At 40.1% G+C, this 21,726-nt stretch carries 21 protein-coding genes; 7 read left to right on the top strand and 14 right to left on the bottom strand.

What is annotated here, in order from left to right; all coding sequences use genetic code 11:
- The 4 genes from mobV to DSM106972_RS49760 all read right to left on the bottom strand — a co-directional run.
- Positions 1 to 806: MobV family relaxase (gene mobV / locus DSM106972_RS49770; RefSeq protein WP_201800908.1), on the bottom strand; the 806-nt coding region annotated here is incomplete at its 3' end.
- A gap of 2,122 nt (positions 807 to 2,928) precedes the next feature.
- Positions 2,929 to 3,105: a hypothetical protein gene (locus DSM106972_RS54640; protein WP_233787984.1), complete on the bottom strand. Its 177-nt coding sequence runs from the start codon at positions 3,103 to 3,105 to the stop codon at positions 2,929 to 2,931.
- Between the two features lie 548 nt (positions 3,106 to 3,653).
- Positions 3,654 to 4,160, bottom strand: a complete 507-nt coding sequence (locus DSM106972_RS49765; protein ID WP_127087651.1) for a hypothetical protein — start codon at positions 4,158 to 4,160, stop codon at positions 3,654 to 3,656.
- Positions 4,161 to 4,167: 7 nt separating this feature from the next.
- Entirely contained in the window at positions 4,168 to 5,433 is a 1,266-nt protein-coding gene (locus tag DSM106972_RS49760; RefSeq protein WP_127087650.1) for an amidase domain-containing protein, read from the bottom strand.
- Between the two features lie 848 nt (positions 5,434 to 6,281).
- On the opposite strand from DSM106972_RS49760, the gene DSM106972_RS49755 reads away from it, so the two are divergent.
- The 3 genes from DSM106972_RS49755 (at position 6,282) to DSM106972_RS49750 (ending at position 7,685) form a co-directional block, all read left to right on the top strand.
- On the top strand, positions 6,282 to 7,301 hold the full coding sequence (locus DSM106972_RS49755) for a hypothetical protein (protein WP_127087649.1): 1,020 nt from the start codon (positions 6,282 to 6,284) through the stop codon (positions 7,299 to 7,301).
- Entirely contained in the window at positions 7,285 to 7,407 is a 123-nt protein-coding gene (locus tag DSM106972_RS55270; protein WP_267901248.1) for a hypothetical protein, read from the top strand. Before DSM106972_RS49755 ends, DSM106972_RS55270 begins: the two co-directional genes overlap by 17 nt.
- A 65-nt stretch (positions 7,408 to 7,472) precedes the next feature.
- Positions 7,473 to 7,685: a hypothetical protein gene (locus DSM106972_RS49750; protein WP_127087648.1), complete on the top strand. Its 213-nt coding sequence runs from the start codon at positions 7,473 to 7,475 to the stop codon at positions 7,683 to 7,685.
- Positions 7,686 to 7,756: 71 nt separating this feature from the next.
- Here DSM106972_RS49750 and DSM106972_RS49745 read toward each other — a convergent pair whose 3' ends face one another.
- The 9 genes from DSM106972_RS49745 to DSM106972_RS49705 form a co-directional block, all read right to left on the bottom strand.
- Positions 7,757 to 7,999, bottom strand: coding sequence for a hypothetical protein (locus tag DSM106972_RS49745; RefSeq protein ID WP_127087647.1), 243 nt, complete (start codon positions 7,997 to 7,999; stop codon positions 7,757 to 7,759).
- Positions 8,000 to 8,045: 46 nt separating this feature from the next.
- A complete protein-coding gene (locus DSM106972_RS49740) occupies positions 8,046 to 8,678 on the bottom strand; it encodes a hypothetical protein (protein WP_127087646.1) in 633 nt (210 codons plus the stop codon).
- Positions 8,679 to 8,996: 318 nt separating this feature from the next.
- Positions 8,997 to 10,802 carry an ATP-binding protein gene (locus DSM106972_RS49735; protein ID WP_127087645.1) on the bottom strand — a complete coding sequence of 602 codons (1,806 nt, stop codon included), beginning with the start codon at positions 10,800 to 10,802 and terminating at the stop codon, positions 8,997 to 8,999.
- Positions 10,803 to 10,826: 24 nt separating this feature from the next.
- Entirely contained in the window at positions 10,827 to 11,117 is a 291-nt protein-coding gene (locus DSM106972_RS49730; protein ID WP_127087644.1) for a hypothetical protein, read from the bottom strand.
- A 77-nt stretch (positions 11,118 to 11,194) separates the two neighbouring features.
- The gene (locus DSM106972_RS49725; protein WP_127087643.1) at positions 11,195 to 11,827 is read right to left on the bottom strand and encodes a hypothetical protein; all 633 of its coding nucleotides are present in this window, start codon (positions 11,825 to 11,827) and stop codon (positions 11,195 to 11,197) included.
- Between the two features lie 60 nt (positions 11,828 to 11,887).
- Positions 11,888 to 12,658, bottom strand: a complete 771-nt coding sequence (locus DSM106972_RS49720) for a hypothetical protein (RefSeq protein WP_127087642.1) — start codon at positions 12,656 to 12,658, stop codon at positions 11,888 to 11,890.
- Positions 12,659 to 12,723: 65 nt separating this feature from the next.
- Complete coding sequence (locus DSM106972_RS49715) at positions 12,724 to 13,515, bottom strand: hypothetical protein (protein WP_127087641.1); 792 nt, start codon at positions 13,513 to 13,515, stop codon at positions 12,724 to 12,726.
- 78 nt (positions 13,516 to 13,593) lie between these two features.
- Complete coding sequence (locus DSM106972_RS49710; protein ID WP_127087640.1) at positions 13,594 to 13,833, bottom strand: hypothetical protein; 240 nt, start codon at positions 13,831 to 13,833, stop codon at positions 13,594 to 13,596.
- Positions 13,826 to 14,872 carry a ParM/StbA family protein gene (locus tag DSM106972_RS49705; RefSeq protein ID WP_127087639.1) on the bottom strand — a complete coding sequence of 349 codons (1,047 nt, stop codon included), beginning with the start codon at positions 14,870 to 14,872 and terminating at the stop codon, positions 13,826 to 13,828. The genes DSM106972_RS49710 and DSM106972_RS49705 overlap by 8 nt, the downstream gene beginning before the upstream one ends.
- Positions 14,873 to 15,135: 263 nt before the next feature.
- Between DSM106972_RS49705 and DSM106972_RS54635 the strand changes: the two genes are divergently transcribed.
- From DSM106972_RS54635 to DSM106972_RS49690, 4 genes are all read left to right on the top strand, one after another.
- Positions 15,136 to 15,309: a hypothetical protein gene (locus DSM106972_RS54635; RefSeq protein WP_186538376.1), complete on the top strand. Its 174-nt coding sequence runs from the start codon at positions 15,136 to 15,138 to the stop codon at positions 15,307 to 15,309.
- Between the two features lie 111 nt (positions 15,310 to 15,420).
- Positions 15,421 to 15,783: a hypothetical protein gene (locus DSM106972_RS49700; RefSeq protein WP_127087638.1), complete on the top strand. Its 363-nt coding sequence runs from the start codon at positions 15,421 to 15,423 to the stop codon at positions 15,781 to 15,783.
- Between the two features lie 12 nt (positions 15,784 to 15,795).
- Positions 15,796 to 16,038, top strand: a complete 243-nt coding sequence (locus DSM106972_RS49695) for a hypothetical protein (RefSeq protein WP_127087637.1) — start codon at positions 15,796 to 15,798, stop codon at positions 16,036 to 16,038.
- 660 nt (positions 16,039 to 16,698) lie between these two features.
- Positions 16,699 to 20,454, top strand: a complete 3,756-nt coding sequence (locus DSM106972_RS49690) for a plasmid replication protein, CyRepA1 family (protein ID WP_127087636.1) — start codon at positions 16,699 to 16,701, stop codon at positions 20,452 to 20,454.
- A gap of 156 nt (positions 20,455 to 20,610) precedes the next feature.
- Here DSM106972_RS49690 and DSM106972_RS49685 read toward each other — a convergent pair.
- Positions 20,611 to 21,726: DUF3991 and TOPRIM domain-containing protein (locus DSM106972_RS49685; RefSeq protein ID WP_127087635.1), on the bottom strand; the 1,116-nt coding region annotated here is incomplete at its 5' end.

Raw genomic sequence — 21,726 nt, 5'->3', positions numbered from 1 at the left:
GAGCGTAATTTCTCAGAAGCATTTGCCTTTTGGGATGCCCGTTTTTCAAGTTCTATAATTCGACGGTGGTCAGCTAGTTGATGATTGATAGTTTGAATTGTGGGGTCTGATTTTATACGTTTAAATAATTGCTGTGCCGTTTCTCCCTGCTTTGGCGCCAGTCTATCTAATTCCAGGGTGAGGGGTTCAGAGTTTACTGAAGAGTAATATTCTTTAACTTTGGTGTGGGTGGCTTTGCTGCCTTTTACCCCGCGTTCGATACCCAAAGGCGCCAGCGCATGGGCATAAGAATCTTGAAACTTGGATAATTTGATGCTGGCTTGGCGCCCATCACCACCAAACATCTCTTTGTGGCTTAATTGTTTGGTTTTGTCGTTGATGGGAACTATATAAGCGTGGATATGGGGAGTAGATTCATCTAAATGCAACTCCGCGCGGACGCATTTATCACCAAAGTTATCTTGTAACCATTTAGACGAAGCATTGGCAAAGTCCCACATCAATTCTTCATCCCATTCCCCAGCTTTTGATGGGTCATGGGGACGAAAAAATTCTGGAGATGCGCTCAAAAATATTTCGCTGCACAGCACTGCATCTTTACGCGGCTTATGTTTAGTATGGTCAGCTATTTTGGATAAAACTATTTTTTCTAGTTCGGGGTCATCCGACTCACCAATTAACCGAATATTTTCTTTATAAGGGTCAGCGTTTGGTGTATCTTGAAGACGGGCAGTATGTTTTTCACTGCCGCCTACACTACCCAAACTTTTTAATTTACCAACGCGCATAATGGCTTTTGCGGTCATTGAAAAAACCCCCACCAATAATCTGGGAACATGCCCCGCAGGGCGAACGTACTTCTGTGTCCGAGAGAGCCGTTTAGGCGAACGAGGATGGGCGGCGCCCACCCCGAAGGGGCACAGAAGTGAAGTGAGTACACTTCGATTATAACGAAGCTCCCCGAAACCGCTTTGGAGGAGACGAGCGGCGTGCGGCACAGTAGGAAAATAGTAGGAAAATGCCAGGATTGGTGTGTACCACGAGCTTGATATCAACATGCTTGTGGACACAAAATTCCTGCCATTTTCCTGGTAGACAAATCTATGCCTTTTGACATAGAAAGCAAGTTACGCTGTGGTGACGGTGCGACTACGACACAATTTGTGTTGGTCGGCATGGGGAATTTTAAACCAATTATTTTTTTAAACATAGATTGAACTCAGGCGCCCAAAATTATTTTTTTGGGAGAGCGGGAGATGCGCTTCGATTTGGGCAAATATAATTCATGACCAATTAGTGATAGAAGAGGGACTAAAGAGGGACTAAAGAGGGATAAATCGGGAGTCACCATCATTATTGATTAGTATTAATATACTGAAAAGCCATGTTTTATCCCGATATACTCCCTTTTTTATCCCTTTTTTATCCCTTTTTACTCCCTCTCCCAATTATTGAGTATTTATACTGTAAGAATATTCGACAATGTATTATGTATGTAGTTAAAATGTAGTTAATTCAGATGGGACAACGCGCGCGCTCTTATTCTGATTGAAACTCTCTAAAAAGAAATTAATTGGTTTTCTGCTGTATTTAAACCTTGGTTAAACCTAGGTGTCACCTAGGTGTCACCTTACTTGGGTGTTCGGATAAAATTAATTACACAGAATTATGCTGAAACCCTTGCCCAGCCTAGAAACCAACGTGTAATTATTCTATATTTGTATTTATTACGTCGGGCAGTGGCTAATGGTGATTTTAAATCAAAAAAGTAATTAGATTTGCAGTTTATGGCTGTTTTGCTTGGATTTGGTGTCACTTAGGTTTAACTAAGGTGTCACTTAGGTTACATCAGTACAGGTTGGTTTGATAGTTGACTAACTTCGTACTTATAAATACGATTTATCGATAAATAAACCGCAGGAATAGATTTATGTAAAAGCTTAAACCCTTGGCAAATGTGCTATTGATTAAAAAAAACATTTATAAAAAGGCGCCCGAAATTATTTTCGGAATATTATTGGGTTTAAAGAGGCAATTGGAGACAAAATGGAGCCAATTGGAGCCTAATTATAAGAAGACCTGATTGATTTTCTGATGAATGAGAGCGTCGGTTGGCTCCAATTGGCTCCACCCTAAAATAAAAATACTGATATCCTCAATCTGATTTTTTTAGGTATTTTTACCAAGACAACCAAAGCCAAAAGAAGCCAAAAGAAGCCAAAAGAAGACTTTACAAGCTTTGTTATTAGCAAAACTGATTGAAAATTCTCGTTCTTGCTGGCTTATATTGTCTTATATTGGTTTTACTCGTCTAATACGAATTTTTGTGAGTGCTGCGAGGGTAAAAAGCTTACGAAGCAATGCGCCATCGGGAGTTGCTGTGGTTGCTTTTTTATACTCGTATTATATCAGGGGCACTCCGTCTGCATGAATTTGAAGCGTGGAGCTTGAAAAATCAAAAGTGTATATATTACACAATTTAATTATTTTAAGTCGATTCGACACCAATTAATAAAAAAAATCCTCGTGCGTCGGGCGCCCAACTCAAGATGCAAGACATCGTATTATTAAAACTTATCTACATAAAGATTTGTAAAATAGCTGGTGATAAAAAAATGTTCGGAAAATTGTTTATAGCTGACCACAACAATTCGCAATTTCTCCTACCATAAGCGGATATCCTTCGGATAACGGAGACACTACCCCTTCGGGGAAAACTTCGTTTACGTGAACGCAATTTAAGAGCGGGACATGTAACGCAATTCTGTGCGTGCGGCTATATTTGATATTCTTTGACGGTATATTTATAACCTGATTCGGGTTTACATAAGTTGATTCAGGTTAATGAACGAGGTCTTTAATACTTGATTCATGTTTGTGTTAGTGTTGGTAAATTTTCGTTCTGGGTTTTTGCTTTGCGTGGATGTTTCAAGCATGAGTTGCGTTGACATAAGTTGATTCATCTAAAGATAAACTGGTTGGTGATTGACAACTTACCATTGTTAATAAAATGCTGGATATACTTGATTCAGGTTTGAATTTAATTAATACGCTTGTGGATAAATATTTGTTATTTTTATCGTGGATAACTAAAAAATAGGTCATTATCGGAGCCTTTAGAGCTTTCATTCCCTGCACGTAGAAGTGTTTTTAACAAACAACGCTTGCCCTTGAAAGCGAAAGATAAACTTAGATATCAGGGAAGGGGGCACACTATCTTCACTGTCATTACCGTCACCCCCATCGCCCCCTTCCCTGATATCTCTACGTGTTATCTCGCTGTCAAGGGTTTGTTTAAAAAGGCTTTGAGTAATTCCTCGCCGCGCTCGTTACTATCTCAAAAATTGAAAAAATTGAGATAGTAAGTTCAGGCACCAGGGGAGTTGCTATTGTCAAAAATTAAAAAATTGCACTTGTAAATTTTCCCCCGCTGCCCAAAATCCCTATCGGTCTAAAGCGCGACTATATAGATAGAATAACATTGTCGGTCACGAAAAATAAAGCTTTTTCAATCTCTATTTCCGTTTTCGTCCTTATCTCGGCTCGACCTCTATCTTGGTGGCTACCCAAGTACTGTCGCATCTTAAAGGAGAACGAGAACCTAATTTTTTCGCTCTCCTATCTCGGTTGCTACCCACAGCCCTTCGTGAAAATCATAAGGATGACTTTTTAGGAGGAGAAGTTTGTGGTTCTGCCGGTTGTACTTCCGGAGCAGGGACGTTGCCATTACCCAATTTTAGATACCAACGCCCTTTATTAAGCTCCAATAAAGAGCCTCCTCTATATGAAATTATCAACGTGTCCTCAAATTTTTTACGCACACCATTACTGTTAGTGTAAAACCCCTGCACATTAGCCGTTAAATAGACGGGTTTTATTTTGTTGTAAATGATTTTACGCTCTTGTATCTTGTTACCACCAAACTCCACAATTTTATCTTCAACAGCAAGCTTTGCAGAATATTCTCTTGGAATTAGTTTCAATATTGAATCTTCATCCTTGTTTTCTAAAGCTAGGAGATATTGTTCAATCACCTGGTCGGGGCTATCGGCACCATAGCTAACTAAAGAATTAAAGCTAATTAGGAAAATAGCTAGAACCACACTTAAAGTTAAACCTATGCTTACAAAAATTTTCCTCATTGGTTGTGCTGATTGCATAATTAAGTTATTTATAACTGGACAATAAGCTCCAAGCATAAAACTTTGCGCCTGGACTCTTATCGTAAAACTCGGAAAACGTTACATCTATTCTATTTGGAGTATGGTAAGCCAAATAAATAACACCATCATTAGTCTTTTTTGATACCATCATTGTATGCTCCATGCCGTCATTATTTTGAGGATCAAAATCAACGCTAATAACGTCTCCTGGAACTAAGTCCGCTACTCTACCAATGGTTCTAGCTCGTGGTCGATTTAAAATGAATTTGAAGAAATAATCTGCATTAATCCACGTCCAGCTTTCACCTGGCCAAATACCTGAAAAATCGTACCACCAATTGGTTGCGTCTCTGTAAAATCCCTGTTCACTTGTCCAACCTCCAGCCTTCAAAGCTTGGGAGACAAAGTTAGTGCAATCCCCTCCTAGGTTACCTGTCATCGAATAATCACGGTACTGTGAGTTAGGAGTTTTAGCATAGTAGTAAAGATATTGGATTATTGCTTGACGATTAAGTGAGGCTTGTGCAATTTTTACGGGAGCGTTGTATGCTCGACCGTGAGCAGAAGATTTATTAGGGTTATTAGAAACAGTTGGTAATCCAGTTTTACTGACTTTAACTGGCGCGACTACTGCTGAAGTCAGGCTAGATTGCTTATCTGTTGGTGGTGCTAGTGGGTCGGATGGAGTAATGTTAGGGTCCATTGGTAAGGGGGGAATCTTCTCTTTGGGAGTACCTTGTGTGGAACCAGGATAATTTAAAATCTCACTTGAAATCAGTTCCCACTGATTACCTTGCAGACTAAAAGTGAAACGATGTTCAGTAAGTCCTTGGCTTTTCTCAGGTGAGTCAGGAGACATGATAGATAAATCATAATAACGGTCAGTATCCTCTACCGCATCTAAAGTTGCTGTATTTCCCGCAATCTTCAGATCTTTTACCTCCAACTTAGTCTGAAAACTTTTAAAGCCAATTTTGCGTCCCTTTAAAAAGTCCTTAAGTTCTTTAGCTTTCTCTAAACGTTTTTGAAATTTAGCATCACGAATTTTAGACACCTTGGGATTACGCCTTTTAGCTCCTTCTTCATCACCACTAACTTGGACATCATATTCTGCGCGGAGTGCAGATTCAGCGATACTGACAAGCTCCGCCTCGACATTGGCTGGAACAGAATTCTTCTTGGAATTATTCTGAGCTTGCACGTTACTTGATATAACAGACCCGATTAAGACTAAGCTTGCACCCAGGAAAGCTAATCTTTTGGATAACATATGTTTTTTAGTCCTTAAAAATTAGATGTTTAAGTGTCGAATATACGGTTGCTATCCGTATAATATTTTTCTCAGTAACGATAATAATCATTACAATCAAACCCTATCAAAAGGAGAAAAACTTGTCTGTTACATCTCTCTCTTGTAATAAAAGACACCACATGCTTTATCGGCACATTTTGAATAGAGGTTGAGCCTCCTATATTTGGATTTTTGGAAATTAAAGCTGAAAATGCTTACCTTGCTTAAGTTAGAAAATTTGCTACACACCTTGTACGTAAGAAAATTGTCGGTCACGAAAAATCAAGCTTTTTCAATCCCTATTTCCGTCTTCGTCCTTATCTCGGCTCGACCTCATTGTTTCTTACTTATTACTTATTTTTACTCAATTTAGCAGTTAAATTGTACTTATATTGAGTATACATAATGGTTGGGCAAAAATATTGTGAAAAATTTCTATGGTTTATTGATCTGACTAGTTATCTAAATTACTTATAGTTTTGAAGCAATATTAAAGAATTAGCTTATCAATATTTAATAGTCGTGAATTAACACCCACTTAATCGCAAGAGTTAATACTATTAGAAATTACCCCAAAAATCATTTTGATTGATAGACATAAGTCTATATATTTTGACTATACTTTACATTGCTTAACACTTTAAGCATGAGAATTTACCAGATAAAAAACATTTTTAGATAGATATTAATCTATAGATACTGCGAGCAGAAAACCGTCTATACAAAGTTCATCAGAAATAGTAAGCACACGTAATATGGTGAAAATTAAACTCAGTTGATGTAACACTCGCGGTATTGTTTGAGTAAGACTACTCAAATGAGTACCCATGAATAAAAATCGTGTGCAACTTAATGTAAAGCTTGATAGCGAAGAATCTCAAGCATTGGTGGATCAGTTAAGGCAGGAAGCTTTAGCCAAGGGTTGGACTCTTAGAGATGCCCTGCTTGATGCTGTGAAGCAGTGGTTAGCTAATCCACCTGCACCACCACCAACACCAGAAGGGATGCTTCCAGAAATTCTTAATCGGCTGGAAGCCTTGGAAGCAAATGAACCAGACATTACAGCAATTACTAATGCAGTGCTTGAGCAATTGCCAGAAAGCATATCTACTCATATGGGTAGGCAGGATGTAGATTACCTCCTAAAGCGAGTAAACGATTTGCAGCAATTTACCCGTCAGGAATTAGCAGCTAGGGATAAGCGCTTAGATGCTATCAGGGATGCGCTTTCTATAATCCAAGCCAAAATTAGCGAACTTCAAGATGGTCAAGCAACGCTAGCAACTGCTATCGCATCCGATATCAATGAAAGTAAAGATACTCAACCAGTTACTCAACTAGTTACCCAAATAAGTACTCAAGTAGATACTCCAGCTTATAGCCAAGCTAAAAAAGTATCAAAAAAAACTAATACTAAGACATCAAAAGGTCAAAATACTCATAAAAGTACTCATAAAACTACCCAAAAAGAAAAAGATGTACTAGCCTCTAGCCTAAAGGCGATTCAAAGCAGAGAAAGCTTAACCTGTAGGCATTGTGGAGCTATTGCATCTCATAAACGCCACGGCACAAGGAAAAATAAAAGCACTGGTGAGGTAATCCAGCGATATCAATGTATCGAATGTGGCAAGACTTTTTACGATGAGCCTTATGCAGCTAGCAGGCGCCAGCCTAACGAGCCGCTAACCTATGAAGAAATTAAGGATGCTACGGATGAGGAAGTACGGCGAATGAGCGTAGCAGACCAGTGGCAAGCAGTTTGCGATGACCCTAGTGAGTACCCAGATTGGCAAGAAACAACGAAAAATATTTTAGATGGGGTACGGTGGAATGAGCGAAATAAATGATTTGAGATTTACGGTGCCACCTGAAGATTTGGAGCGTTGGGAATGGCTTTTAAAAGAGATGGAGAAGCGCGAATTGATTACCATCTTTGAGGTATCAAAACACTAGGATAATCGGGGCAATAGCAAGCTTAAGCGTCAATATTTTAAGATTAAGATGAACGCGGAGAAGCAATGATTAATGAACAAACTTTAATTAATTTAGTACGTGATTGGACAGGCTGCTTACAATACCAAGAAGCGTTAAAAGTGTGTTGCAAGATTGCTGATTATGTCGGATTGCAGGCACCCAAAACTTACCAAGAATATAGAGATATTTTAGTGTGGGTAGATAGTAATTACCCAAATGTCTATTTAGAAGCTACAAAAGCAGCAAGGCAATTTTGAATAATAAGATAAATAAGTAATAAAAAACCACCCTAGCAATACCTGCTAAGGTGGCTTTTATTTTAATTAATTTATTGGTCAGTGTCGTTTAATTCTTCAAGTCGAATTGCTATTTCTTCCAGCGACGATGCAACCTGGCTCAATCCCTGGTGATTGACATACTTCACTAACGAACGCAAGATTTCTGCAATAGTATAATCATTACTCTCAATTTGATTCCAAACAGCAATTAATAAATTATCTAAAGCTTGCTGTTTATTCGCAATAAACCAAGCATCGATTGTTTCTTGGATTTCAACTAAATCTGATGACATTGCTCTCCTAATATACGGTTAAGGCAGTTTTATTTTTGATTGGCGCCTAACCTTGATATTTACCTAAATAATGTTCTAAGTCATCGCTTACCCAATCTTGGTCTTTTACGAACTCATATTTACTGTAGCCGTAGGTAGCGATAAGCTCGTCTTCTTCTGTTAGCCAGATTGTTTCATCCGGTTCGTAGGTCAAATCACTTGATTCTGTACCATATTTAGTTTCAAAATCAGAGCAATTTATATTACCGTAAGGGTGCATTCCACAGATTAAATCATTCCCATTGTATTGATGCCCGTGAAAGTGTTTACAACTAGTACAGCCATCAATCAAGTCTAGATAATCTTGTTCATTCTCGGTAAAACCTTTAAATTGGTAGCTATCATTATCAGTATCAAAGTACTCACCAAATACGTTGTTAACATCATTGGCTTGCAAATCATCTAACCAGTCTTCAAATGACCAATTACTACAATCTTCACTATAGTCAATCTCACTGGTTAGGCGCCAGTCATCATCAAACATTGGCTCTGGGTAATCGTCATCCCAACCTGGTATAACCTCTCGAATGTTGTAGGTTAGTTTCATTAAATCGCGTATTAGTTTATCCCACTCACATTCTTGGTTAGCGTGCGTCAACCAATTCGAGAAACCTTTGTAAACTCGCTTAATCAATTCCATGTTTCTCCTAATAGTAATTGCGTGTTTGTAAACTGATTTCGTAACAAAAACTCAACACTGCCATTTTTGGGGTCAAAACCGCTTCGGGGTAGAGTGTGTAAACATCGTAGTTATTTCGGGGTGGTTTACCCCGATTCATCCCGAAAGTACCCCGATTAAGCTATACATTACCCCGAGGTGATGAATGATTCGGGTAGCTTCGGGGTCTACTGTGTAAACATCGTGGCTACTTCGGGGTGAATTTACCCCGATGTCCAAAACCCCAAAAACTATGCATTCCTGCTTTACCCCGAAGCGTATGTATGCGTATCCACAAATTTATCGCATCTCATATACACCCCCATCTTTTAGCGTCATAACATTTGCCTCTATTAACTCACTCAATAAACGCTTAATATCGGGTGATTTAGCATTAGGTACGCAACCAGAAGCACGACACATTTCTATTGTGAACATTGTCTTACCTTCATCCACCTTACGTCGTATCCACGCAATAAGTTTTTGAGCATCTTCTGATAGGTCTTTATCATCTTTAGTCCAGCAGTCAGCAATTAATCCCCTCATTACATTTAATTTAGAATTGTCTTGTTTAGGTAGTTGATTAGCTGATTGATTAGCTGGTTGTGAAGGTGCAGAGAATAAATCTGTAAATACATCAGGATTGCTAACCAAATTTCTGATATCTGGCACATCGATTTTTTTGGCATCGTTGTTAGGAATATACAGCACTCCTTTACCACTTGGGCGCCAACCGTCAGGGCTATTTGAATCTGGTTCAGCGATTAAATTTAGTGTTACTGCACCGCTTGATTTTATTAATTCTGCCAAACCTTTAGGATTACCAAACATCGCCATAGTATCGTGTTGTGCAGTAATGATTGGAAAGAATCTTCCCTTACGACAAGCAATAAACATTTTCTGCCAGAAATGTTGGATTAGTGGTAGTCCTTTTTCCCCTAATAAGCCTGCCCATTCCCCACACTCTTCAATCAAAATTGTTATTGGGTAGTGGTTATAGCTGCCAACTGGTTGGTTTTGATATTCGGTGTATCTGGTTTCTAAAATACCTAAAACAGTTGTTAAACCTTTAGCTAAGGAAGTAGCGCGCGTGGCATCATCGGCGCCAACTCCATAAAATTCTGTACTAGTAACTAAATGTGGTTCTAGCCCACGATACATTTCAAAAGATTTATGCGGATTGATGATGATTAATTTGTGCCCTTGTTGCAAGCGATAACGCAGTAATCCACCATTTACTAAGGTAGTTTTACCACTGCCTTGCCCACCAATCACCTTAAGCACACCAGCTTTAAGAATTGGAGCAATCGCACTATTTTGTAATGTTTGAATTAGCGCAGGTTTAATGGTCATATTTTCGTTGGAGGCGCCGTTAACTTTATCGCCAGGATTGTTTACGTCATCCAAAGATTGTCCGGGTAATTGTGCTTGGTCATTACCAGCAACATACTGAGCATCTTGTACACCCTGCATTCTGGCTTGCGATTCAGCATCTAAATAAGCTTGCTGTGTGGCAACAATTTCATCTGGAGTAAGAATTGCAGCTTGGTATCTTCCATAATTAGCTTCTGCTTGAGCCAATTTATGCTGAACTGCGAAGCGTCCATCAATAGCGTCAGAAGCCATCTGCACACAGTTTCTGACGCCATCGCGATGCCATTTAGCATGTACTTCTTTTCTGTAGCCTGGAGCTAATTTATTTATCAGATTTAATCGTGCTGCACCCAATCCAGCCATTCCTAGTCCTCCAGCTATCGCAATGGCGCCATAAATCCATTTATCTTTTGTTTGTGGAGGTATTGTTTTGAGGCGTGTTAACTTGTTATAAAACTCTGGCTTAGTACGCTGCCAATCAAGAAGGATTGGGTCAGAAATCCAATACCTTTCATCGGAAGTGCAGTACTGAATACCCTTTTTCTCTGCTGCTTTTAATATCTTAGGATTAGTTGGCTTAAAACATACTTGAGTGTACCCAACAGTGCTTCTATTATCTGTGTAATTTAGGGCTAAGGCGCCGATTGCAGCTGCGGCACATCCGATAACAGTAAGTCGATACGGAACACTGCGAACTGCGGATTTGAGAGCATCAGTATTTGGTGTTTTCATTTCATTTACCTCTAATTTTATTAGTTAAGAAATTCTAGTTTCGTAAGGAATTAAGCTAATGTATTCGTCGGTGTAAGCGTTCATGAGATTGATAGGGTTGCCACATTCATCACATGGCTCTAACCCAAAATCTGACCATTCGTAGTCTTCATCATTGTTTTCGTTGTAGTCTTGCAACCAATCTTCATCTAGTTCAGCTACTTTGTAATCACCGTACCATTCACACTCATTAAATAATAATTCGTAAACATTTACAGTCACATCGGGTCGAAGTTTATACTTTTCATCGCCATAAATGCCATTGATTCTTGTCATTTAATTAATCCTTTTTTGATGTGGACAATGTAACCGCCTACCCATTGCAGGTAGGGATTGAAGCTTTACTTACTCGATTACTTTTTAATTGCAAAAAATCCAACTGCGATTAATGCCGCAATACCTAACCACAAACCAGTTAAATCAAAACCATTTGATTGTTGAGGTCTTACCTCAATTTCTCTAATTTCTGTTGCTATCGATTCGTGAGCTTTTGATGCAATATTTTTATCTTCAAAATAGGGACGACTTGCAGCATAGGTGCCACCAACTACACCAGCACTTGCACCTAACGAGCTTAATAACCAAGGTGAAGAATAAAATGTTTTACCGTTTATTCGACTACCTGATAACCCTGCACTAATCAAAGAAGCAGCAATCACCCCACTAAAAACCATATAGCAAGTAGGATTGTAAGTAGTTTCAAGTACTGCATTCCCTAAGCATGAATTAGCGCCCAATGCAGTTAACCCAGAACCAACAGTAGCGTAAATTTTTGAGGTAGTTCTATCACTTTCAATCTCTTGATTTAATACTTCGTAATCCTGTGCCTCTGCGGCTGTCGTAAACCAAGTCTCGTGGTTCTCAGGATTTTGAATTTGAGTATTGGTTAAGTCTTGCTGTTGTTGATTTGTTGTGATGGCGCCTGATTCCTCTGGCTGGGAGAAAGCATTGGTATACTGCTCTATTTCCTCTAAAAAGTTATCCATAATTTTAGAAATTGTTATTTTTTGAGGTGGGCGAGTACTTGTAATACTCACCCTATTGTTTTAGATTCCTAACCAGCTTCGTACCTTACTTACTCCGCGACCAATGGCGCCGAATATCCCGAATAAACCTCTACCAGTAGCGCTATCAGCTATTGCATCAGTGCCCATCGGCAACCCATTTACGGGTGTATCAACAGAATTAACATTTACATTGGAGCTAACACCACCAGGCATGGAAACTCTATTTGGTTGCGTTAAAGTTGGGGCATTACTTCCTAATTGCATTGCAGCCGAAGCCCGTAAATCAGTGTGCCTTTCTTGTAATTGATGATTCGCACTATCAGCCTTTAATTTCAATTGGTTGTAGCGCATCTGCACGTTAGCTCTAAATATTTGAGCTTGCAGATTATTATCAGCTTGCTGAAACATCATTTGGGTAGAGTGCCTAGCCTCTTCCTGTCCAAATTGGGCACCTGCTTGTAGCTTCTTTTCTTGCAAGAAGTTACCGAATTGTTTCTGAGCCAAAGCAGCATTATATTTAGCACCAACAATCGCCTTACCAAACTTATTTACTGCTTGGGCTAGCATCCCTAAAGTTATGGTTTTTTCGGTTGTTCCAGCACATACAATTTCTAGTTGTTTGCGAATCTTCTCTCCGTTTTTAGCCCAAAATGCCGCGTCTGCTTGAAGGTCTTTAAGTGCTGCTAGTGCTTCGGGACTTAGGCGTCCGTTTTTTAAAGCATTCGCGTCAACACCAAATAATGTTTCAACTGCATTCAAATTTGAACCCGCAACACCCGAAATATGGTCTTTGACTTGTTTACCTGACATTAGATAAGTTCTCCTTTTAGTAATAGTTAGAAGGTAGCGATATTACACACTACCAAGTTGTAAAATTAGCTGCCTAAACCGTATGGGTATGGGTCATCACATACATCACTTAAGGTTTCTTGTTCCCAAACAAACTCAACTGTGGAGCGGTCAAATAAGTGGGAACCGTCGCATAAGTCGTAAACTCTGCTGATTCTTTCGCGTAATTCGTCCGACTCAATCATTTCGATGTAATCGTAGGCTCCGTCTGTGTTGTGAGAACGCCAGCATTCAGCTAAAAATGCACTAGCTGGGGCATCCAATCCATTAGCTAAGAATTGACCATCAGGGAATCCAGTTTCGACATAATTGTTGTCCCAATCGAAGTTTTCAAAATCGGCTTGAAAGTGTCCGAAATAACGAGTATTTTCATCACCTCTAACTGGGAAATCTTCATTTTCATCTTCTGTATTGGCTAGAGAATGACGATTATTAAATCTGTTAATCATTTCGTCGATTTCGGGGTCTAATTCTGCACTCAATTGCTTTGCATCCCAATCGGGGTCTAACGCCATTTGGCGCCTTAATGCTGCATCGCGAAGTGGTGATAATCCCCAATTATTAGGATTAGAAGCAGGATTAGTAAAATCCTCAACCATTTGCAATCCGTCCTCTAAATCAGTGTCGATATCAGTTAGTGAGGGAATTTCTAATTCTTCGCTTGTTTGGCTTTCAAAAATATCCATAGCTAAACACCAGTGTTCATCATTAGCAAAGTCGTCTTTGTTCAAAATGCCTGTTTCGTAGGCTTTGTGTAACGCTTCAAGGTTAAAGCTTTCATCAAAATTAGAATCGTCGCTGTGAATAATATTAGTCATTGTTTCAATCCTTAAATTAGGGTAATTCTGAGAGTAAATTGATTGCTTTAATCGCTACAGATGCAACGTTAATCGCGATTAAAATAATCCAGCTAATTCACTTGCATCGTCGTATGTATCAGGCTTAATATCTTGCTTTTGATGAGATGTTGTATTTACCGTGGATTGAGAGTTTGGCAGGTATCCAGTTCGCTTTAAATCCAGTAATAAAAAGTTTACAACTTCGCCAAAATCATCCACTCCAAGCACATCTGCCCATTCCTTAATAAGTTTGTGGAGGGGCTGTCTTATAACAATACGAATTGATTCTTTAGCCATTTGCATTTACCGTTTGATAAAGATGTTTTGCGGCTTTTTTTAGCCCTATGGCATTACTCCATACCGGGTCATCTGCTACTACGAAACCCTTAAGTTCAAGCGCTTCCTTAACTTTCGGCAGTAATGCACCTCCACCTATAATTAAGCAGGCATCCGCATTAATCTTCCAAGGTTGGATGAACTTGAATACTGGAGTTAATGCTTTTTGAATCCAAGGCTTTAGCTCTGCGTCGTAGATGTCACTAAAGCTGAATAATTTACCGTACTTAAATTCTCTACTTTCGATGCCCAATCTAATCAAATGAGGAATTGTAATTTCTCCATTCAATCGCTCGGTAAACTTAGGATTTTGGCTGATATTTTTAATTAAATATTCAACCCCAAAATCGAGTGGATTGCGCTCAATCATTACACCTTTAGAGCCTATTAACGTTGCTATATTGGTGCGATTACCGAGGTCGATAATGATGTTATGTCCTTGTAAATTTAACTTGTCAGCATTTGCAGCAATCGCGCAGTGCCCTTCCTCATAAACCTTCAGCACTTTAACAGTTACTTTGGTGGGGATAATTTTTCCACCAAATTTAACAATGTGAGTACCTTCTAATGCCGCAATTAACGACTCTTCTAAACCCTCTTTTTGGTGAAGTGAAACACAAAGATAAACCTCAATCTCCGCATAATTCTTTTCAATGTAGGATAAGGCGCCCATCAAATGCTGCAATGGTTGCTTCACCTTAGCTTGAGGGTCATCGGTAGCTCGTAAAGTACCCACCGGGTTACGCTCATAGGCTAGCCAACCACTCGCCCAGATTTGAGTAGGTAAATCAGCTTTACCTTCAAGGTATTCAACGTATCCTTCTCTTGGAGTTTCTGAAGGACGGTGATTGTAGTACTCCAAGTAACTTGGAAAGCGCTCTGTCACTACATCAGAGCTAAATTTTACGTACCCATTCCCAACATCCATTCCTGCTATTAAAAGCAGCTTCCCTTTCTGCCCTGAATCGGCATTTTGGGCATTTACTTCCATATCTGCCATGAGTTATTACCTCTATTGTGGTGTAATAGAATTGACTGAATTCTTTATGTGGTAAGCTTTTCATCGCTTACAATCAAATATCTTGCTGTATGGCAGATTTGACACGCTTAAACTTATCTGTACCTCTGCGTCATTTCTGCCACTCCTCTAATATAGACGTTAGACCACAAAACCACAAGTGGTCTATATACAGTGTTATTTATACTTCCGCCCGAATAATTTACAATCACTTATAGTGGATTTGTGGTTTATACTAACTGTCTATGGCTTCAGCCGCAAAGCAAGACGACGAGAGAATGTACTTCAGGACGCGAATCCCCAAGGAATTGCACCGAGAATTTAAAAAAATTTGTATCGATATAGATAGAACTATGGAGGATGTTGCAGCCGAGTTAATCAGTGAGTGGGTTACTTCGCAGAAGGGAAAAAAACACTAGACCTAAAAACCACTTGTGGCATACTATAGTTATTGCTAGATACAAGCAACATTATTAATGGACTTATAGTTCTGTGGTTAACAAAAATAATTTTGATAGCAAGGGGTGAATGTGACGCAAAGCTCAGACCGATTAGACCGCATGGAGCGAATCCTTGAGCAAACGCTTGAGGCTAATTCCCAGTTTCAAAGAGAAACTGCGACTGCAATCGCATCGCAAAATGCTGCAATTGCTCAAATACTGCAAATCCAGCAGAGCAATGCTAGTACAATTGCGTCACACGGTGCTGTAATCGCTCAAATCTTCGCACAGCAGCAAACTAATACCGAAGCTATTGCACGAGTAAATACCCAAATTGAGGAAAGCTCGCGCCATTTAATAGAAACTATTGATTACGCAATGGGGCGGATAGAGGAGATGGTACAACGCACGCTCAATCCAAGCCCAAACGGTAACCCACCTTTAGAGTTTTAGGGGGCGAGCTAGATGAGTGAAACAGCTACATTAGTACCATTAACTGATTTAATGCCGATTTTAGGCGCCATTGGCGAACGCGATTGGGCTAAATTCAAAGAGCTTGAGCGCGAATTTGCTAGCCGTCACGGCTTAGACGTTTGGGAAGATGTTTTTAACTTTCGGCTCAAACCTGTACTGGATAAGGAGTCTGACAGATGGCTGTTAGTACAATGGTGTAGCGCTGGGATAAAATCGGTAAAAGTGGTGGGTTGAGGTGACACCGCGCAGAAAGGCTTCACATCAAAGGCTTTTGTATCCCTTACTAAGCTTATGTTTTATTTCTATCAGTAAGAAATAGCTGCCTTAAATTTCTTACTCGCAAGAAACATAGTACATAAGTAAGTTTGCTTACAAAAAGTCTTTGCAACGTTTTATTTTGCGTTTATCTTATTAGATGCTAGGTAACATTAATACTGAGTATATAATTCCAAAATTCCGTTGAAACATAAACCCCCCAGTTGTTAGAAGCAACCGAGGGGATTACAGACTATTTTGCTTTGCCGCTGACTTTGAAACGGATGCGGGAAAGCACATAAAATTTACTGGGAGGGGGAAACCACCCAACAAAAATATGTTATCTAGAATACATTGTAACTCATTTCTTACTGACGCTGCTAGCACAGCTGCACGCATACGAATAAGTAATGGATACTCACAATATAGCATCATTTGTCAAAAAAAGATTGAACATGGCATTGCTAAAAATTTTGATTTTCAGGAGCAGGGCAAACGCTTTACGGATAAGGGCAAGCCTTGGAATGTAGACGGGGAGAGGCATACAGGTTGCATGATAATCTCTTCGAGGCTGCATAAAAAACTGCAAAACCGATTAATTGAAGGAGGCACCCACCATGTAACAGAGGAGGCAGCAGTATGAGTATCTTTGCTGCTTTCTCAAAGAAAAACCGCTGCCCGTTATGCGATGGGGGGAATGATTGCCGCTATTCCAAGGAGGACCCAGATTTTATTCAATGCCACGGCAATGTAGGCGCGAGTAAGGGCGAAAAGATTAACGGGTACGTTTGTGTCAAGGAACAAACGAACGGACACACTGCCAGCTTTACTCTAGATAACAGTGAAGAGTGGAATGAAGAAAACAGACGGCAACAGCTTAATCTTAGACGGCTGGAGAATGAGAAGAGGGAGCGCGAGAGACAAGAGTCTTTTAAAAGCTTACTTCCAATTACAGAACGAGACGAACAGTATCGGTCAGTTATCGACCAGCTTCCCGGATTGAGTCACTATCACCACCATAAGGCTTTACACAAAAAGCGTGGTTTGATGACGGATGAAATTCTTTTCGCCTACGAGCAAGGATGGATACGCACTTGGCAGCCAGGGATGGAAGTTAAAGGCGATTTTTCTAATCTGGCAGGTGTAAACCCTGACACCAACACACTTACAGGGGTAGGGGGAATCAGTATTGCTGCCACCAATGGTGAGGGGCACATAACCGGATTCCAAATCGCAACCGATAACCGTGAAAAATATCCTAAATACATTTGGTTATCTAGTAAGAGCAAGGGTGGCAGCCCCCCAAACCTCACAAATAGTGAGCTACCTCTATTTATATGGCGCCATCCAGAAGCCACCGAAATCACGGAAACTTGGTTAATTGAAGGGGGGCTTAAGTCGTTGATTGTCGCTCTCATACTGTGGTTTCGACTTGGGCGTAGGGATATTCAAGTAATTGGTGCAGCTGGCGGCAACTTCCAAGCATCGGCTTCTTCTTTCAAGGCTGGTTTAAAGGTTCAAACATCAAAAACAGTTAGGTTATTTCCTGATGGCGGAGCAGTTTATAATCAAGCAATTTTAAATAATTATAAAAAAGCTATCGATATCGCTACTGGTGAAGGTTTAAGTGTTTGTGTGGGCTGGTGGGGTCAGTTCACCAAAGCCAAAAATGATATTGATGAACTACGCGACTTTAATAAAATTGATTTCCTCACCACTGTAGAATTTTTTGAGCTTACAGATTCTCCAATTCCAAATAGTGAAAATAATCCTGATTCCAATCTACCAAAGCTTGAAGGACTAGCATTTGATCAGTGGCATCGCCGCAGAAAATACACTCCAGATATCGTGATTAATCAGGCGGAATTTAGCTTCGGTAATATCCCTAAATCTGGTGTAGTTGTTGCTGGTAAAAGTGGCTTAGGTACAGCTAAAACTAAGGCGATGATTGCCGAAATAAAGTCAATTGAAAATCAAGATAAAGGTGCAATTATATTAGGCTACCGCAACAACTTACTTATTCAAACTGGTGAAAGAGCAAAAGCAGTAGGCACAGTAATTTATCATATTCACCAAGATGACGATGCTAAATTAATGGTTGCCGATGAGGCTAGCCATCATATGATGTGCTTAGATTCAATTAAGCACATTGATGGATATTTTAAAGGCAGAGACATTTACCTCGATGAAACCTGCTCAGTATTGCTTCATGCTGTTACTGGCGGAACGCTAGGAGATGAACAGGCTAAGGCTTTGCGGATGTTCACTCAAGCTATACACGATTGCGATAGAATCTTCTTGCTTGATGGTAATTTGGCTGATATACACGTCGATTGTATAGCTAAGTTGGCTAGTAATAAGCGTATTATCAAGATAGAAAACAAGCAGAAAATCCCGGCTCATAATATTACTTTTATTGATGGTATTGATGAAGATGGCGAGATAAAAGCAGGCGACCGAAGCCCATTAATTAAGTTTTTTTTACAGCCAGATGTAAAGCCTTGGATATTCTGCGATTCCAAAGAGCGAACAAAAGTACTTTATAAGCTTCTCACTGAATCGGGTAAACAGGGATATGTATTAAATTCCGAAACGACTTGTGAAGATTGGGCTAAGGATTTTCTGGCTAATCAAAACAGGTTTATTGAAACGCATAAGCCAGACTTTATAATACTTTCGCCCTCTGGTGACAGTGGATTAAGTTGTACTCTCAACGGCTATTTTACTCATAAATTTAGCTTCTTTGCTGGAGTATTGAGAACGAACAGCCAGCATCAAGCTATGTTTAGATTGAGAGACAATACCATCCCTCATTATGTATTTTGTCCCAATACTTCCAATATAAGAATTAAGTCAACGCCAATAACTTACATACAAAATAAGCTGAAGCAGATTGCAGATGAACAGATAGCTTTATCCGCAAAAATTGCTTGTGAATCGGCTGATAGTGCCGAGATGGCACAGGTTGCTATAGCATCTGCAATAGCACGTCAGCATGATGATTGGTGGAATCTCTCACATACACTATCTGTAATAGATAATTATGAAATTGATAATTATAAAGCGTGCTTAATTCATGCTCTTATTGAAGCTGGGCATAACGTAAACATTGAGGAGTGGGAGATATCAGGCACCATTAAAGGTCTAGAAAAAAATGCCAAGATTGAGATTCGGCAGCAACACGCCAAAGAAATTTTTAATGCAATCGAATTTCCAACGATTGAGGAAGCAAATAAAAAAGCGAAAGCCGGTCCCGATAAAGACACCCAAAGGCGAATTGAAAAAACTCGTCTGCTAGACCGACTGCCAGGGATTCAGGATTCTGAAGTTTGGAGCGATTGCTTTATCTATAACTGCTACATCGAAGACCATGAATTTATTCGCCAACAGGAGCGCTACTGGCTACTAAGTAACTACGAAATTTCACAGAAACGACACGAATCGAGTTGGAATCATGTAGCATTTGCTGAAGATTTCTTCGGGCGCCGTGTTAGCAATATGGGGCACGATACCATCTGGGCTTTGCGTGAGTTAGGTTTACTTTCTTTTACCCAGAGTGATAAAGAATACCACAAGGATTCACATGAAGTTGTTGGAATAGTCGAGACTTTACGCACGCGTGCTGATATTCGGCTGGCTCTAAGGATTAACCATCTGGAGCCTGAATCAGAGGATAGTGGGGAGCGCTTCAGGATTTTAAATAACCTTCTCTCCCTCATTGGCTTTAAAACCAAATACACACGCAAACCTAACATAGAAACTCTTAAAGGTAAAATTCGGGTCAGGCTCTACGCGATTGTACCCACCGTCGAACGCACCGAGCGGGACACACCCCCTCCTAATTATATAGATAAGCCAGGGTGTGTCCCACCTGAAGAATCCTTATCTGGTCAGGATTATAGCCAATTAGACCCCCTAGCAGCACAGCAGGACACACCCCCCCTTACTTATATAGATGAGCCAGGGTGTGTCCCAACATCTGAAGTTAAACAATTTGACTTGAAAGCCGCACGACAAGCCATTTTAGACGCATTTGAGTATAAATATACTAAATGGATGGAAAGCAATAAATCTCAGGTTAGTTGGGCTATCGAGCCGACAGCGGAATCCTATAAGGAGGAAGAATCAGCTAAAAAGCCAGCCGATGACGTTTTGATGACAGAAGAAAAATTACAAGCAGTAGCCGATGATTTAGCTGCCTGCGAAAATTCCGAGATGCTGTGGAAGCTGCGGCAGCATTACCCAGTACATGTACTGAAAGCCGCTGCCCGTAAGCTAATAGCAGAAATTAAAAATAGAATTCTCAGTTGGGTTAAGCAGCAGAATTTAGTAAACCAGCCTATCAACCCGACCATACAGGATGAATTTGTGCTGGCACCTATAGAAGGTTTCTAAAATTTACTATCCCAATTTTTGAAAAATTTAGAGTAGTAACTGCTAATGCAGTGGTTACTAGTCTATCTATATATATATTGATTTTGGCGCCTGCATCGGGTAGGCATTGCTTAATGTGTAATAGTACAGGAGCGTACAAACTCGAACGTCAATTTACTAGTATTCCACTCCCCGATTCCTTTTCTTTTCTGATAAAGGGCGCCCTGTACTTTCAAGCCGCGAATACTCCAACAATTCCGTATTCCAATCAGTAGTTTTTGGTCGCGCGATAGTTGTTTGTGGCAGTAATTCTTTAATAGCTTGCCCCATCGAGCGTCCCGCATCATCGTTGTCGCAGGCAACAGTAACAGCAGGAATGTCTTTGAGAAAATCCAACGGTAAGCTTTTGGGACTATCAACCGCCAAAAACATTGTCCTTGTTGGGGTCATACCAGAATGTGCAGAAACAGATAGCGCAGCACATGAAAGCGCATCGATGGGAGACTTACAGATAACTACTTTTTGTAATTCATCAGTTGGCTTACCACCCAAGTCGAAGTAAAACCACCCCAAAGTTCGTTTTGTCCCAAGGGCGTATCCCATAAACGAATTGTCTTCTCCCCGTGTCCCTCGCAGAAATGCCCCTGTGGTTTCTGTTTTGAGTGATGGCGCCTCTTTTGGAAGCTGACGCATTGTAAACACAGCATTTTGCTGGTTGTCAGCATAAAGCCACCCGTTGGAGCGAAGGGCAGTAAGAAAGTTTTCTGGCAGTCCCCTAGTTTGAGTTAAATAATTCTGTACTGCTTGCCACTTCTCATCATCCTTTTTTGGAGGTACAAACATATGTGCAGGTTCTTCTGCAACAATTTTAGTGGCTTGTGTTTGTGTGTAAGCTCTGGTAGCACGCAGCATCCCCTCTGACCCAAAACGGTCATGTAACCAGGCAACCGAAGACCGAAAATTACAACCCGAAACGTGCATAACCAAATCAATAGCCCCACCACCACCTTTTTCTGCTGTAAAGTCATACCATTTAGAATCATTAATATTGATAACTTGCCCTAATCCCTTCCAACGGTTCTCTCCTTTATCTGCTTTATCTAACCCCAAATGCCACGCTACATCCTCTAGGGGCAAATCCCTTAATTGGTCGGCTTGCTGTTTCCAGTAAAAATTCTCTTCTTCCAATTCTGCTACACGATTCTCTAACTCCGAGCGTAATTTCTCAGAAGCATTTGCCTTTTGGGATGCCCGTTTTTCAAGTTCTATAATTCGACGGTGGTCAGCTAGTTG

It is taken from the genome of Dulcicalothrix desertica PCC 7102 (assembly GCF_003991905.1).
Classification (GTDB): domain Bacteria; phylum Cyanobacteriota; class Cyanobacteriia; order Cyanobacteriales; family Nostocaceae; genus Dulcicalothrix; species Dulcicalothrix desertica.
This window is presented reverse-complemented; position numbering and strand designations above follow the sequence as displayed.